Source organism: Rhizobium sp. NLR16a (genome assembly GCF_017948245.1).
Taxonomy (GTDB): Bacteria; Pseudomonadota; Alphaproteobacteria; order Rhizobiales; family Rhizobiaceae; genus Rhizobium.
Window position 1 is genome coordinate 37,823 of the sequence record NZ_CP072867.1, and the last position, 15,623, is coordinate 53,445.

The window sequence follows — 15,623 nt, forward strand, 5'->3', positions numbered from 1 at the left end:
CCTATTCCTGTCGCGGCGCCTTCGAAACGCTGGTTGCGCCAAGCCGTGTAAGGCAGGCGGCGGCCGATTCGCCAGCGCCCCTGTTGTCTTCGATGGACCGGGCGAGCCTCTCTATAGCGAAATCGATCCGACCGCCAGCGATCCGTTCATCCGGCAGATCTGAAGCAAGGCCGTTGAGGATGAGGCCGAAACCATCCGCCGATCCGGTCAGTGTCAGCGCCGGCCCGGCGCGGGCGCAGCCTTTCGAACAGCCGGAGAGATGGATCGTCAGAGATCCGTCGAAGAGAACGGGTGCTGCGGCCATAAGGCGGCGCGCCAGGGCTTTCGTCTCGTAAAAAGCGGAGCCGCAGGCGCCGGCGCCGGCGCAGGCAGCGACATATTCGCTTTTCTCGCCGGGTTGCACGGTAAAGCCATGGTTGCTCGCGGTGATCAGCAGAGCCGGCGCCGCATCTGCCGGAAAGCCGATGAAAAAGAAGCCGCGGCCGGGCGCAAGTCTGATGGCTGTTGCGCCGTCAGCTTTGGCGTCGTCGAGCAGGGCGGTCAGATCGGACGCGCTCATCTGGCCGAATTCCGACCGCACGCCAAGCACGTGTTTTCCGTTCTTCAGCCGGTGCAAGCCGGAAAGCGGCGTCTGTTCTTGGTGGGACGGATGAAATCGGATGGCGTCCATAGCGGGAAAGCGCGCCCGCAGAAGGGCCGGATCGATATCCCTTGCCCGCTTGCTCTGCCCGACCGCCAGAAGATCGAGAATCTCGCCAACGGCTGATATCGCCGCCTCCGCAGGCCCCATTGCGACGGGTGTTGCCGTCTCGCCGTCGCCGTTGATCGCCACGAGCCATTGTGCGGCGGGCTGTGCGACGATACGGATATCGGCCGAGAGCGCCGATAAACCGAACGCTCCGCCGCCGTCGATGATGAGCGAGAGTTTCGGCGCGAGCCGCGGCGAGGCGAGTAGTCCTACGAGCTTGCTGCGCAATGTCCTTTCCAGCGCTGCCGGATCGCCCGTTTCCTCGGGATCGATGCCGTGCAGCGGCGATACTTCGATTGCCGGACCGTCCGGCACGGCGATCCCGGCGGCATCGATATCGGCGGCGAGACGCTTCACGGTCTCAGCCCGCAATCCGCGGATCTGCAGGTTGCCGCGCGCGGTGATTTCCACGATGCCGTTTCCATGCTCCGCGGCCGAGCGGGCAAGGGCTGAGAATTGCGATAGCGTCAAGGCGCCGCCGGCAGGACGCAGCCGTACGAGCAAACCATCGCCGGTCGGCATGGGTGCGGCAAGGGCCGGGCAGGCGCCGCGTGGGCGTGGCTTCGCCGGCGGTCGATCATCGAGATCCGCCTCGCCTGTCCTGTCGATTGTCTTGGCGGCCTTCGTGCCCATTCTCAATCCTCTGATCATCTCTTACATGATCGCGGCCGGTGCGGCAAAACCTGATGGCGACGGCTATTCCTCGAACTCGCGTCCCTTGCGCAGCAGATATATGTCCATGATCCAGCCGTGCCGCTGTCTTGCCTCTATCCGCAGCGCCTGAATATCGGCCGCGATGTCTGCGAGCCGTCCCGATCGGATAATCTCGTCCCCTGTCCCGAGATAGGCGCCCCAGAAGATCTCGGCGTCGGCATCGTCGATCTTCGCGAAAGTCTGTTCGCCATCGAGCATGACGACCGTGCTGCCGCCCCGAAGTCCATCCCGCGCCAGCCGCCGCCCGGTGGTAATCTCGACCGGCTGGCCGATGAGGTTGAGCGGAATTTTGTGGCTGGCCGCTAAGGCCTGGATGCTGGTGATGCCGGGAACGACGCTGAAGTCGAAATCAATGCTGTTTGTTTGGCGCACGCGTTCAATGATGCGGATGGTGCTGTCGTAAAGGCTGGGATCACCCCAGACGAGAAAGGCGCCGGTGGCGCTGTCCGGCAGGCCAGAGATCAACTCTCCATAGATATTGGCGATCTCGCCGTGCCAGGCATCGACACTTTGTTTGTAGGTCCTGTCTGCGGTCTGCCTTTGCGGCACCTCGAATTCCGCGATCCGGATATCCGGCCGGGTGACATAGCGCTCGCAGATCTCCCGCCGGATCTCGGCGAGCTCTTCCTTGCCGGTGCCCTTGAGCGGCAGGAAGATCACCTCGGCGGCGTTCATCGCCTTGACCGCCTGTATGGTGACGTGCTCCGGATTGCCCGTGCCGATTCCGATGATAGTGATATGTTTCAAGCGGATGTTCCCCGTGAGTCCAGGCGGTCTTGCCGAAAAACTGGGCCGGTCGCAAGGGCAGGGCAGGGAGTTGGCCGCGGCCAACTCGGCCCGCCACGACGGCTAGACCCCTATTGTTGCCGTAAATCCCGAATCGTGTCACTTTCGATACGCTTTTTGACGCTATGTTGACAGAAAAGCGCATCGAAAAGGATTGGGTGTTTTGGACAACATTAGCGTATCGACGACAGACGTGCGGATCGAGCGGCATGCGAGCCAGCTTTCGCGGCAACTGAAGCTCCTCCGCGACAAGCTGTTTCCGCCGCTTGCGCAGAAGACGCTGCGCACGTTCTCTTCCGGCGAAGCCGCGCAGATGATCGGTGTTTCCGACGGTTATCTTCGTCAGCTTTCGCTGGACGGCAAGGGGCCGCAGCCGGAACTTTCGTCGAATGGTCGACGCTCCTATACGCTCGGTCAGATCAATGAATTGCGCCATTATATGGCGAACCTCAAGCCGAAGGACGCGCTGAGCTACCTCCCGTGGCGTCGCCCCGGCGAAAAGTTGCAGACGGTCGCAGTCACCAATTTCAAGGGCGGTTCGGCCAAGACGACGACGACGCTTTATCTGGCGCAATATCTGGCGCTGGAGGGTTACCGGGTGCTGGCAATCGATCTTGACCCGCAAGCCTCGCTCTCCTCCATGCTGGGCGTTCAGCCGGAATTCGATCTTTCCGACGGCGATACGCTTTACGGCGCCATCCGCTACGATGCGGCTCGCAAGCCGCTGAAGGAGATCGTCCGCAAGACCTATTTCGACGGACTCGATCTGGTGCCCGGCAATCTCGAGCTGATGGAGTTCGAGCATGAGACGCCGCGGGCGCTCAATGATCGCCAGAAGCCGGCCGAGCTGTTTTTCCGTCGCGTTGGCGTCGCTATTGCCGAGGTCGAGGCCGATTATGACGTGGTGGTGATCGACTGCCCGCCGCAGCTCGGCTACCTCACCCTCGGCGCCGTTTGCGCCGCCACGTCGCTGCTCATCACCATCCACCCGCAGATGGTCGATGTCGCCTCCATGTCGCAGTTCCTGTTGATGACCTCGGATCTTCTCTCTGTGGTTCGCAGGGCCGGCGGCGACCTGCAGCACGACTTCATCAAATATGTCGTCACCCGCCACGAACCCTTCGATGCGCCGCAGTCGCAGATCGTTGCGCTGCTGCGCAGCCTGTTCGGCGACGACGTGCTGACGGCAACCATCCTCAAATCGACGGCAATCGCCGATGCCGGGCTGACAAAGCAGACGCTTTACGAAATCGAGAAGGGGCAGGTGCGCCGCTCAACGTATGACCGGGCGCTGGAATCGGTCAATGCTGCCAATGGCGAGGTTCTTGCCGGCATTCACAAAGCCTGGGGCCGCACATGAGCAGACGCGACCGCCTGAAAGGTCTTTTCGACGATACGGCGCAGGAGTTGGCCGCGGCCAACTACGAGGAGCCTTCTTCGCGCGGATCGGCCGGTCCGGTTCGGACAATGGCGCTGACCCTTGGCCGCATGGAGGAAGAGAGCAGGGCGATGCAGGAGGCTTTGCTCTCCGGCGAGCGCATCGTCGAACTCGATCCCGATCTGATCGATTCTTCCTTCGTCCGCGACCGCCTTGCCGACCAGCCGCTCGATTTCGAGGACGAGCTGGTGCAGTCGATTGCCGATAATGGCCAGGAAGTGCCGATCCTTGTTCGGCGCCATCCTGAAGACGGCGAGCGTTACCAAATTGCCTACGGCCATCGCCGCCTGCAGGCCGTCAAACTGCTCGGCCGCAAAGTGCAGGCGATCGTCCGTCAGCTCGACGATACCGATGTCGTCATTGCACAGGGCATTGAGAATTCGGCGCGCCGGAACCTTTCCTATATCGAACGCGCCGTCTTCGCTCTCAATCTCGAGCTCAAGGGCTTTGAGCGTCCCGTCATCATGAAGGCGCTGTCCACTGACAAGACGGAGCTATCGAAGCTGTTGTCGGTCGCCAAGGCCATTCCGGCCGAAATCATCAGGTTGGTGGGGGACGCGCCTGGTATCGGACGGCGCAAGTGGATGGCGCTTGCCCAGGACTGGAATGGGACGACGGCGGCGCGGCTTGCAAAGCTAATCGACTCGGAAGGGTTCAGGGCGCAGGAGAGCGACCGCCGATTCGAGCTTCTGGTCGCCGAGCTTGCCAGGAAAGAGGCCAAGCCCGTGCCAACCGAATATGACTGGATGCCGAAGAGCGGCGGCAAGATTGCCGGCCGAATCAGGAGCGCCGGCAATTCCTTCACGATCGCGTTGAAAACAGGCGATGCGCCGGATTTCGGCGCTTACATTTCACGCCGTCTCGATGAGCTTTACGAAGCCTATCAGGCCGGCAAGTTGCAAGCAGGAGAGTAGACCGCAAAAGAAAAAAGCCTCCGAACGTTGCCGCCGCGGAAGCCTTTCTCATATCTGGACAATCTGAGAATCGCACTTCCTCGAATCAGTGTCAAGCATCTTCGGCATCCTTTTGGGTGGTAGATTTCTTTTGCCTTGAAAAAAGGTGAGGGACATGGAGCCTCAATATGTATCGACGCCTTTTGGGCGGCGATCGATGACGCTTGGCATGCTGGCAAATCAGGAAAATGCCAGCAAGGTCGATCCGGATGCATCGGTCGACAAATGGAAGATCTTTCGCGCGCTCTGCGAAGCAAAGGAGATGGTCGGCGTATCCGATCGTGCGCTTGCCGTTCTCAACGCGCTGTTGACCTTCTATCCGAAGAACGAGATTGCCGAGGCCAACGGTTTCGTCGTCTTTCCTTCGAACGAACAGCTGTCGCTGCGCACGCATGGCATGGCCGGCACCACGCTGCGGCGAAACCTGGCGATGCTGGTGGAGTCTGGCCTGATCATCCGGCGCGACAGTCCGAACGGGAAACGTTTCGCCCGCCGTAACGGCGAGGGCGGGCTTGGGGAGGCCTTCGGCTTCAGCCTGGCGCCACTCCTCGTGCGCGCTCGCGAGATCGAGGCACAGGCCGCCCAGGTGCAGGCCGACAAGCTCGAATGGAAGCGCCTGAGAGAGCGGCTGAGCCTTTGCCGGCGTGACATCGCCAAGCTCATCGAGATCGCGTTGGAAGAGGAAATCGCCGGCGAATGGATCGAGATGCAGCAGCATTTCAATCGCCTGTCGGCAAGCCTGCCGCGCCGTCCGTCGGCAGCGGAGATTCAAAGCCTGCTGACCGATCTCGAAGCTTTCCGCCAATTGATCGTCAAGACGCTGGAATCGAAGACGAAAACAGAAAAAACGGACGCCAATGACAGCCGAAACGGTTGGCACATACATAATTCAAAACCACACCCCACATCTGAACTTGAACCAAGCTTCGAAACGAAGCAGGGCGCAAAGTCGGAGGAAGAGCCGCGGCCGTGGCGGGAGCCGCCGAAATCCTTCCCCCTTGCCATGGTGCTGCAGGCCTGCCCCGAGATTGTTGCCTATGGGCCGGGCGGCGGGATCGGCAGCTGGCGGGATTTGATGGCCGCCGCGGTCGTCGTTCGTTCCACCCTCGGCGTCAGCCCCAGTGCCTATCAGCAAGCCTGCAACGTCATGGGGCCGGAAAATGCTGCCACCGTGATCGCCTGCATTCTGGAACGCGGCGGCCATATCAATTCGGCCGGCGGCTATTTGCGTGATCTGACGCGGCGGGCGGAGCGCGGCGAGTTCTCGCTCGGTCCGATGCTGATGGCATTGATGCGGGCCAATGGTCCGATGGCGAGAAAAACGGGATGAAGGGCCCAAAAGCTTCGCGCCAGTCGCAGCGGTTTAAAGGGATTGTGGATCGGCAATCGCCATCTTCTTTGCTTGCTTCTCCGCGCTTTTGTTGAAACAAACCGTTAACCATGTCATAGATGGCGGAAGAAAATAGCTGTTTTGCTTCCATTTGTGAAAAACCGCAAAGCTTAACAATGCGCTATGATATCGACGGTACGATGCTTCAGACCCTACTTCCATTGCTCGCTGCGGCGGAGGATGCGTTGGCGCGACTGGACGAGCGGGTGTTGCGCTCGCCGGTGGGTGAGGGGTTTGCCGAACGCAGCCATTTCTTCGATGCCGCCGGCGCATTATGGGTTGCCGGCGAGCTCGTTCATGTCGAGGATCTCGTTCTGCACGACGCGCATATGGATAGCCGCGCTCCGAGCCATGAATTGACGATCGCCCATTCGGTGCTGCGGACGCGTCGGCGCATCTGGACCGGCGAGCCGTCCTGGGCGCTCGGCGCCTCGGGGCTGGCAACGCTGACGGCGACCACGGGGGAAGGGAAGGGCCTCACTCAGGAGGCCAAGAGCCCGGCCGCTGCGGTCGAGGCCGACGATGAGGGCGAGGATGGAGACGCGCCGCTCGCCGCCGAGATGGCCGAGATCGATGCCATTCTTGCCCGCTCGCAGAAGCTCATCGACATCCATACGGGCAAAGCGCCGTCCGGCGAGGCGGCGGCAATATCTCCGGCCAAGCGCAACGATGACCCCCTCGGCCTGCTGGGCGACGAGGAATGGGATGAGGAGCAGCGGCTTGCGGAGTGGCGAGGCGTGCTGCCCCTGGCCGACAGCCTGCCGCCGGTTCTCGGCGCCGTCATCCTGTTCGAAACCTGGGACAGGATCGAGCCGTTGCGGCGTCAGCATTGGCTCGGCGGACTTCTCGTCGAAAGCTACCTGCGCGCCCGCGGCAAGGTCGCTTCCCATCTCTTTTCCTTTTACGGCGGGCTGAAATTGGTGCGCCACGAGCGGCGTCGGGCCCGTGACCGGGCGACGCGGCTGCAAGCCTTTCTTGAGGCGATGCAGTTGGCTGCGGCGGCCGGCCTCAAGGAAATCGACCGGTTGTCGCTGGCTCGCACGCAAATGGAGTTGCGCTTTCGCGGCCGCCGCTCGAACAGCAGCCTGCCGGAACTTGCCGACTTCATCCTGTCGCGGCCGATGGTGTCGGCAGCGATGATCGCCCGTCAGCTGCGCATCACGCCGCGTGGCGCGCTGAACCTCGTCAACGAGATCGGCATTCGTGAAATCACCGGCCGCGGCCGCTACCGCGCCTGGGGCATCATCTGAAACAGAAAAAACCGGCCGGGTCGACGTCCGGCCGGGTCTTTGCGAGTGAGCGCCCGGTCTGCCATCCTGTCACAGATTGCAGACCGGACGCTCTTGCGCTTCCATTGCCCCCAGAAGCGCAGTTCTATTCCCGCTCGCCCGTGAAGTTGAGCAGAAGCTGGAAGATGTTGACGAAGTTCAGGTAGAGCGAGAGCGCACCGAAGACGGCGAGCTTCTGGTTCGATTCCTGATCGTAGTTTTCCGAATACTGTTCCTTGATGTTCTGCGTGTCGTAGGCGGTGAGGCCGACGAAGACGACGATGCCGATCACCGAGATCGCGAACTGCAGCGCGCTCGAACCCAGGAAGATGTTGACGATGCCGGCGATGATGATGCCGAACAGACCCATCATCAGGAACGAGCCCATCTTCGACAGGTCACGCTTCGTCGTGTAGCCGTAGAGGCTGATGGAACCGAACATCGCGGCAGTGATGAAGAAGGTCTGTGCGATGCTCGTCTTGGTGAAGACCAGGAAGACGGAGGCGAGCGACAGGCCCATCACGGCGCAGAAGGCCCAGAAGGTGACCTGGGCGGTGCTGGCCGACATCGTCTGGATTTTGAACGAGAAGAAGAAGACGAAGGCGAGCGGCGCCAGCATCACGACCCACTTCAGCGGCGAGCCGAAGATCGGGACGTAGAGGGCCGGCGTCGAGCCGACGACGAAGGCGACGATGCCTGTGATGACGAGGCCGAGAGCCATATAATTGTAGACGCGCAGCATATGCTGGCGCAGGCCCTCGTCGAACAGGGCCTGGGTGCCGGCCGCGGCACCGTAGCGGGAATTGATCGGGTTCATGCTGATCTCCTCGGTTTGAATTAATAGAGCGAGCGGGCGAGCCGTTCGGCCGCCTGGTCGAGATTGAGACCGCTGTCGTCGGCGATCAGCGCATAGGCGACCTCGCCGATCTGCCAATAGGCGGCTTCTGCTTTTTCCAGCGTGAGATGACTGACCGGCTTGACCTCGAAGGCCCCGGGACGGACCGCGAAAAGCGACAGCCGCTTTCCATCCGACTGCTCGATCGCCATTTCGACGCTGGGGCCGAATTCGGACGGGAAGATCTGCACGTCGGCGACTTTCCAATCCCCAGGCAGTTCGGGCATGACGATGGCGGTGGCGGCGCGAATATCGTCCGCGCTGTAGGTGGCCGGCGTCTGCGGCGGCATTGATTGGCGCAGTGCCGCGGTCTGATAGGCGCGGACGGCATCCTCCACATAGGCGGGTGCGGGCACCGACGCCGATACCTCGGTCGCCGAAAAGGCGCCGAACGAATTATGCGCCACCCAGCCGGCGGTGACCAGAATGCCGACGGCGGCGATGCGCTGCATGGAATGGAAGATGCGGCCATAGGAAAGGCCACGTTCCAGCCGGCGGGCGGCATCGCGGGTCTCGGGACGGCCGAAGGCATTTTCGCCGGCAAGCGCCAGGCGCAGCTCACCCTTCATGCTCAGATCGGCCATGACCTTGGCGGCAATCGCCGGATTCTCCGAGAGATAGGACTCGACCTGAATGCGGCGGGCGACATCGAGCTCGCCATCCACGTAGGCGTCGAGATCGGCATCGATGATCGGATCAACTGCTTTCATTGCCGCTCCCTCCGATTAATTTGAGATGCGAAACGCGCGGCGACCTCTCCTCGAATTCGCGCAGCTGCGCCCGGGCGCGGGAAATGCGCGACATCAGCGTGCCGATCGGAATACCGAGCGCATTGGCGGCTTCCTGATAGGAAAGGTCTTCGATGGCAACGAGATGCAGCGCTTCGCGCTGCTCCTCCGGCAGGTCGAAGAAGGCGTCGCGCACCTGCTGCAGGCGCACCGCATGTTCCTGGCCGGCCGGCAGCGACTGCTCGGCGTCGACAGCCGCTTCGTCATGGCGACGCGCCAGCGACCGGTTCTGGCGAAGACGATCGATGTGGGCATTGTGCAGGATGGAAAGCAGCCAGGTACGCAGGTTGCCACCGCTTCGGAAGCTCTTTCGCTTCTCGAAGGCGCGCACCAGAGCATCGTGCACCAGATCCTCCGCCTCATCCGAGTTGCGCACCAGCGCGCGAGCATAGCGCCTTAGCGCTGCAAGCTGTCCGATGACATCGAAGGGGCGGTCTTTGCGTTCCATGCTTGAGTATACGCAAGCGCGGCTGGTTTTATTCCCGGCGGCATAAAAAAATCATGCCAGCCGGAAATCGCCGCCGCCGAACCGGGGAAATAGCATCAGCAAACGCATGTGTGCCTTAAATCGGCGATTGTTTATGACAATTACATGACAGATCATCACGCCGCTGATTTGGAGGGGAAGGTAAAGGATGAAGGAAAAGAAGCGGGTCTACGAAGCTCTCGTGGACGGCGCCATGGAAGGGCTGACGGGTGAGGCGCTCTATGAATTCGTCAAGGCGCGATGCCCGAAGGCCACCAGCAAGAAGATCGTCAGGGCTTCGCTTCTCGCTCTGACCGATCCTCATCTCAAGGACCGCAATATTCTCGACGTGATTTACGCGCTTGCGATCAAGCATCGCCTCGATGAGGGCGTGTTTGAGGACGGCGACGAGGACGAGCCCGCCGAGCCAGCGCCGTTCCAGACGGTCAGCTAGACCCTCCCGGCTTTCCCAGAATGGTCAGCGACCGTCCGAGAGCTCCTCGAGGATTGGACAGTCCGGCCGGTCGTTGCCATGGCAGGCATGCACGAGATGCTCGAGAGCGTGGCGAAGTTCCGTCAGTTCGCGGATCTTGCGGTCGATCTCCCCGAGTTTCGTCTCGGCAATGTCCCTGACATCGGCACTCGCCCGGGCTTTGTCCTCATAAAGCGCCAGCAATTGCCGGCATTCCTCGACGGAAAAGCCGAGGCCGCGTGAACGCTGCAGGAAGCGCAGCTTGTGAACATCGGCCGCAGCATAGTCGCGATAGCCGTTTGCGCCCCTTTCGGGGCGGATCAGGCCGATATCCTCGTAGTAGCGGATGGTCTTCGAAGGCAAGCCGGACCGCTCGGATGCTTCGCCGATATTCATGGCCGTCTCCTATAATTTTGCAAAGCGCAGTCTCAGCGCATTTGATATCACCGATACGGACGAGAGGCTCATCGCCGCCGCCGCGATCATCGGCGAGAGCAGCAAGCCGAAAACCGGATAGAGGATGCCGGCGGCGACCGGCACGCCGAGCGCGTTGTAGCCGAAGGCGAAGCCGAGATTCTGGCGGATATTGCGCATCGTCGCCTCCGCCAGCCGCCGCGCCCTGACGATCCCGTTGAGATCGCCTTTAACCAAGGTAATGCCGGCGCTTTCCATCGCAACATCGGCGCCGGTGCCCATGGCGATGCCCACATCGGCGGTCGCAAGTGCCGGGGCGTCGTTGACCCCGTCGCCGGCCATGGCGATCACCCCACCTTTGGCGCGCAGTTCCTCGATCAGCGCCTTCTTGCCTTCCGGCAGCACGTCGGCACGGACCTCGTCGATGCCGAGGCTTTTCGCCACCGCCCGCGCCGTGCGCTCGTTGTCGCCGGTCGCCATGATGATCTTCAGCCCGCTGTCGTGCAGCGCCTTGATCGCGGCTGATGTCGTCGGCTTGATTCGGTCGGCGACGGCGACGAGACCGGCAAGCTTGCCGTCGAGCGTCACGAACATCACCGTCTTGCCGTCGCCGCGCAGGGCTTCGGTCTTCTCCGACAGCGCCGACCGATCGACGCCGAGATCGGCGAGCAGCGCCGCATTGCCGAGCGCCACCTTTGCACCGTCGGCTATGCCCTGGACCCCCTTGCCGGTTTTCGCCTCGAAACCGGTCACCTCCACGAAGGCGGCCCCGCGCTCTTCGGCGCCGGCAACGATCGCTTCGGCCAGCGGATGCTCGGAGCCGCGCTCGAGGCTCGCGGCCAGCGACAGCAGCCGGTTCTCCTCGACGCCGCCGACGGCGACGATGTCGGTGAGCACAGGCTTGCCTTCGGTCAGCGTGCCGGTTTTGTCGACGATCAGCGTGTCGACCTTGGAAAAGCGCTCCAGCGCTTCGGCGTCCTTGATCAGCACACCTTCGCCAGCGCCGCGCCCGGTCGCGATCATGATCGACATCGGCGTTGCAAGACCGAGCGCACAGGGGCAGGCGATGATCAGAACGGCGACCGCGGCAAGCAGCGCGTTTGCCAGGCTCGGCTCCGGTCCGATGGCCGCCCAGATGACGAAGGCAAGGATGGCGACGGCGACGACGGCGGGCACGAAGAAGGCCGACACCCGATCGACGGCGCCCTGAATCGGCGCCCGCGAACGCTGCGCCTTGGCGACCATGTCGACGATGCGCGACAGCACCGTGTCTGCGCCGACCTTCTCGGCCGACATGACGAGGGAGCCGTTCTTGTTGATCGTGCCGCCGGTCAGCCCGTCGCCCGTCGTCTTCTCGACGGGCAGGGGCTCGCCCGATATCATCGATTCGTCAACGGTCGACTGGCCCTCCAGCACGGAGCCATCCACCGGTACGCGCTCGCCCGGGCGCACGCGCAGCCGGTCGCCGGTCTGGATCTCCTCCACCGGCACGTCCCTCTCGTTGCCATCGGCATCGAGACGCCGCGCCATCTTCGGCGCGAGGTCGAGCAGAGCGCGGATTGCCGAGCCGGTCCGCTCGCGTGCCTTCAATTCCAGCACCTGGCCGACGAAGACCAGGGCGACGATGACGGCGGCCGCCTCGAAATAAACAGGCACCGAGGCGCCATGGCCGCGAAAGCTCATCGGGAAAAGACCGGGCGCAAGCGTGGCGACGACGCTGTAGACATAAGCGGTGCCGACACCGATGCCGATCAGCGTCCACATGTTCGGGCTGCGGTTGACGAGAGAGGCCCAGGCGCGGCGGAAGAACGGCAGGGCGGCCCACAGCACGACCGGTGTTGCCAGCGCTAGCTCAATATAGATCGCCAGCGGTTCGCCGATCGCTTCCCGGAGCGGCAGGCCGAGCATCGGTCCCATCCCGAGCGCCAGCAGCGGCAGGGCAAGGATGGCGCTGACCCAAAGCCGCCTGACGAAATCGACAAGTTCCGGATTCGGTCCTTCGTCGGCCGGAGGAATGCCCATCGGCTCCAGCGCCATGCCGCATTTCGGGCAGTCGCCGGGCCGGTCGCTGACGACTTCCGGATGCATTGGGCAGGTATAGAGCGTACCCTTCGCCGCCGGTTTTGCCGCCGGACGGGCGCCGTTGCGATAGGGGTCAACCTCGAATTTGGTTTGGCAGGCGGCCGAGCAGAAGTAGAATTTCTCGCCTTCGAATTTGGCGAAGTATTTTGCCGTCGAACGATCAACGGCCATGCCGCAGACCGGATCCTTCGCCGTCAGATAATCCTGCGGCTGCGCCGCAAACTTCGTGCGGCAGCTCTCGGAGCAGAAATGATAGAGGCGGCCCATGTGGTCGAACGAGGGTTTGCCGGCTCGCGGATCGACCGTCATGCCGCAGACAGGATCACGGATCACCGCTTCGGCAGCCTTCTCCTGATGATCATGGCCGCAATGGCAGTGACCGTCGCCGTGGCTGTGATGATGATGGTCGTCGTGTTCGTGCTTGGTATCCATGGCTATCTCCTGTGCCCCAAAGGGCAGTTGGAGAGGCTTATCCACCTTCCAGCAACTGGAAGGTCAAGTGCTAATCTTGACGACATCGATTTTTTCGAAACCGCCGCGTTGCGCAGCGCGACGGCGATCGTCGCCCGATCCTCAAATCGCGCCCGAGGCTCAGATCGGACTGATCAGCCCGAGCGGCTGGCTCCCGAGCAGTGCGGCGACCGAAATGCTGCCTCCCGGCTCGATCGTTTTTCCCGTCACGAGATCCGCCTTCAAGCCATGGAGAGGGGAGGGGACCGCGATCGCCGTGTCTTCCCAGAATTCCGGACCGGCAAAAAGCACGCCGGGATCGAGCCAGCCGAACATCAGCCGCGGGGCGGCGGTGATTGCGAATTCGCTGTTGTGCACGCGGGCGAAAGCCAGCACATGATCACGGCGGCTGCCCGTCGTCTTCAACGGAAGATAGTCACCCCCGGCAAAGAGAACCGGGTGCCGCTGGCGCAGCTGCAGGCCGATTGCGATGATGCGCTGCTTCAAGGCCGCCGCCTGGAGCTTGGCGATGGGTCCGGCTTCATCCAGCCAGGCCGTCAGGCTGGCGTGATCGACAGGCCGGCGATTGTCCGGATCGACAAGGCTGAAGTCGAAACCTTCCGCGCCCTGGTAAATGTCGGGAATGCCAGGCGCCGTCAGCTTGAGCAATGTCTGCGACAGGCTGTTGACGTAGCCGGCCGCAATAAAGGGCTGCAGCACCCTTTCGAAATCTTCCAGGAAGGCGTCATTGTCCGGCGACACCAGCGCCGCCGCATAGACTGTGATCGCCTCCTCGTAGGCGCCCTCCTGGTCGGTCCAGGCGCTGCGCAATTTCGCCTCGCGCACCGCCTTGACCGCGTAATCGGTAAAGCGGGCGCGAAGGTTTTCCATCTGTGCTCTGTCGAATTCCTCCGGCCAGACGCCGGCGAGCGCCTGATACAGCATCCATTCGGTATTGGGCTCCGGCGCCGCCCCATCTGGCAGATCCTTCAGCCAGGGCCGGTTCATATCACGCCAACGCGCTACCGCCTGGGCAAACACATCCGCACCCTCGCTCAGGACATAGAGCCGCGCGCGCGCATCCTCGCCACGTTTGGTATCGTGCGTGGAGCTTGCCGAAAGCCCATGCGGCTGCAGCCGCGCCCGCTCGGCCATGCGACGATGGAAGCCATCCGGGCCCTCGGGCGCCTTGCCCGGTTCGCCGCCGACCTCGTTTGCGGCAAGCAGCCTGTTATAGCGGTAGAACAGCGTATCCTCCATCGCCTTCGCCATGACCGGCCCGCTCAGCTGTTGAAAGCGGATTCGGAATTCGTGTGCCGCATCGCCTTCGATCTTGCCTTCGAGAAGCTTCAGCACGTAGTCGAGCGCGCGCCGGTCGTCGAGCCGCGCCATCACTTGCGATGCGGTTGCGGCAAGAACGGCCGAATCCTGCCAGCTCAGCTGACCACCGTCGCCATAGGTGCGGTAGACGGGGAATGCGATCAGCAGCTCGCGTATGGCGGTGGCAATCTCTTCCCGGCTTATCTCGGGAAAGATGCCGGCCGCCATCGCTACCAGCCTGCCGGTCTCACCGGCGAAATTGCGCTCGACCATCTGTCGCTTGGCCTGCCGGCGGCCCTCATCGAGATCGCCCGCTTCGCCGGCGAGGCTGCGATAGGCATCGTCCAATATCCGCAGGCCGCCGGCGTCGATGAAGAGCTCGCCGAGGGCGGCGATGAATTCATATCCGGTGGTGCCGGCGACCGGCCAGCTCTCCGGCAGGACCTCGCCCGCCCCGAGGATCTTTTCGACGACGATATAGGTGTCTGTCCCGACTGCTGCCCTCAGCCTGTCGAGATAGGCCTTGGGTTCGGCGAGCCCGTCGACATGGTCGATGCGCAGGCCCTGCACCTTGCCATGGCGCACGAGTTCGAGCACCAGCCGGTGCATGTCGTCGAACACATGGGGATCCTCGACGCGGGTGCCGACCAGTCCGGTCACCTCGAAAAAGCGGCGGTAACTCAGATGCCGCGCCGCTTCCTTCCAATGGATCAGCCGCCAATACTGCTCGTCATGCAGGCTCCTCAGGAATTCGCGATCGGACGAGACGTCCTCGAGTTTTTCCTGAAGGACCGCCCGATCGCCTCCCTCGAAGAGGATGTCGCGCAGCGCGCGGGCGAAGTCCTCGCCTGAGGTCGCGGCCGCGGCCTCGGCCATTCGCATTGCGACCGGATCGTCAAGCCGGTTGGCGATCGCGCCGTAGCTGCTCGGGTTCGCCGGCAACAGCGTCTGAAAATAGGCCAAGGCGAAATTGCCGTGCGTCTCGTCGAGCACGAGGCGCAGTTCGCCTGATGCCAGCGCCTCTTCGAAATCCTGGCCGAGCTGCGGCAGGGTCAGCGGTTCGCTCCAGTCGATGTCGAAATGGCTGGCATAGGCGCTCTGCGGGCCGAAGGCCAGCACGTCCCGCCACCAGGCGTTGTCAGGCGAAGCGGCCATATGGTTCGGAACGATGTCGAGAACCAGTCCCATGCCCGCCGAGGCGAGGCTTTCCGTCAGCCGGTCGAACCCGGCGCGACCCCCAAGCGCCGGATCGATCTCATTGGCGTCGGTGACGTCATAGCCGTGAGTCGAGCCGTTGACGGCGGTGAAAATCGGCGAGGCGTAGAGGTGGCTGATGCCGAGCGTCTTGAGGTAGGGAACGAGGTCGCAGGCACGATCGAAAGTCATGCCGTTGCGGAACTGTATCCGGTAGGTCGCTGTCGGAAGAGTCATGAGGCCGT

13 protein-coding genes are annotated in these 15,623 nt (G+C 62.7%); 5 read left to right on the forward strand and 8 right to left on the reverse strand.

The window, feature by feature from the left end; all coding sequences use genetic code 11:
- Window position 1: 1 nt before the first annotated feature.
- Window positions 2–1,381 (reverse strand): precorrin-3B synthase, encoded by a 1,380-nt coding sequence (gene cobG / locus J7U39_RS22480; protein WP_210632462.1) that lies wholly within the window; start codon window positions 1,379–1,381, stop codon window positions 2–4.
- A gap of 63 nt (window positions 1,382–1,444) precedes the next feature.
- On the reverse strand, window positions 1,445–2,209 hold the full coding sequence (cobF, locus tag J7U39_RS22485) for a precorrin-6A synthase (deacetylating) (protein ID WP_210632463.1): 765 nt from the start codon (window positions 2,207–2,209) through the stop codon (window positions 1,445–1,447).
- A 202-nt stretch (window positions 2,210–2,411) separates the two neighbouring features.
- Between cobF and repA the strand changes: the two genes are divergently transcribed.
- The 4 genes from repA (at window position 2,412) to J7U39_RS22505 (ending at window position 7,279) form a co-directional block, all read left to right on the forward strand.
- On the forward strand, window positions 2,412–3,608 hold the full coding sequence (gene repA, locus J7U39_RS22490; RefSeq protein WP_210632464.1) for a plasmid partitioning protein RepA: 1,197 nt from the start codon (window positions 2,412–2,414) through the stop codon (window positions 3,606–3,608).
- A complete protein-coding gene (gene repB, locus J7U39_RS22495; RefSeq protein WP_210632465.1) occupies window positions 3,605–4,600 on the forward strand; it encodes a plasmid partitioning protein RepB in 996 nt (331 codons plus the stop codon). Before repA ends, repB begins: the two co-directional genes overlap by 4 nt.
- Before the next feature lie 154 nt (window positions 4,601–4,754).
- Window positions 4,755–5,969, forward strand: a complete 1,215-nt coding sequence (gene repC / locus J7U39_RS22500) for a plasmid replication protein RepC (protein WP_210632466.1) — start codon at window positions 4,755–4,757, stop codon at window positions 5,967–5,969.
- A gap of 176 nt (window positions 5,970–6,145) precedes the next feature.
- Window positions 6,146–7,279: an RHE_PE00001 family protein gene (locus J7U39_RS22505; RefSeq protein WP_210632467.1), complete on the forward strand. Its 1,134-nt coding sequence runs from the start codon at window positions 6,146–6,148 to the stop codon at window positions 7,277–7,279.
- Between the two features lie 124 nt (window positions 7,280–7,403).
- On the opposite strand, the gene J7U39_RS22510 is transcribed toward J7U39_RS22505, so the two are convergent.
- From J7U39_RS22510 to J7U39_RS22520, 3 genes are read right to left on the reverse strand one after another with little or no spacing between them, the layout of a single operon-like run.
- Entirely contained in the window at window positions 7,404–8,114 is a 711-nt protein-coding gene (locus tag J7U39_RS22510) for a Bax inhibitor-1/YccA family protein (protein ID WP_184473408.1), read from the reverse strand.
- A gap of 20 nt (window positions 8,115–8,134) precedes the next feature.
- Window positions 8,135–8,902 (reverse strand): anti-sigma factor, encoded by a 768-nt coding sequence (locus tag J7U39_RS22515; RefSeq protein ID WP_210632468.1) that lies wholly within the window; start codon window positions 8,900–8,902, stop codon window positions 8,135–8,137.
- Window positions 8,889–9,428, reverse strand: a complete 540-nt coding sequence (locus J7U39_RS22520) for a sigma-70 family RNA polymerase sigma factor (RefSeq protein ID WP_210632469.1) — start codon at window positions 9,426–9,428, stop codon at window positions 8,889–8,891. Before J7U39_RS22520 ends, J7U39_RS22515 begins: the two co-directional genes overlap by 14 nt.
- Window positions 9,429–9,615: 187 nt before the next feature.
- Between J7U39_RS22520 and J7U39_RS22525 the strand changes: the two genes are divergently transcribed.
- Window positions 9,616–9,900 carry a hypothetical protein gene (locus J7U39_RS22525; RefSeq protein ID WP_210632470.1) on the forward strand — a complete coding sequence of 95 codons (285 nt, stop codon included), beginning with the start codon at window positions 9,616–9,618 and terminating at the stop codon, window positions 9,898–9,900.
- A gap of 24 nt (window positions 9,901–9,924) precedes the next feature.
- On the opposite strand, the gene cueR is transcribed toward J7U39_RS22525, so the two are convergent.
- From cueR to treY, 3 genes are all read right to left on the reverse strand, one after another.
- The gene (gene cueR / locus J7U39_RS22530) at window positions 9,925–10,314 is read right to left on the reverse strand and encodes a Cu(I)-responsive transcriptional regulator (protein WP_210632471.1); all 390 of its coding nucleotides are present in this window, start codon (window positions 10,312–10,314) and stop codon (window positions 9,925–9,927) included.
- Window positions 10,315–10,323: 9 nt separating this feature from the next.
- On the reverse strand, window positions 10,324–12,846 hold the full coding sequence (locus J7U39_RS22535; RefSeq protein ID WP_210632472.1) for a heavy metal translocating P-type ATPase: 2,523 nt from the start codon (window positions 12,844–12,846) through the stop codon (window positions 10,324–10,326).
- 159 nt (window positions 12,847–13,005) lie between these two features.
- Complete coding sequence (gene treY, locus J7U39_RS22540) at window positions 13,006–15,615, reverse strand: malto-oligosyltrehalose synthase (protein ID WP_210632473.1); 2,610 nt, start codon at window positions 15,613–15,615, stop codon at window positions 13,006–13,008.
- Window positions 15,616–15,623: the final 8 nt, after the last annotated feature.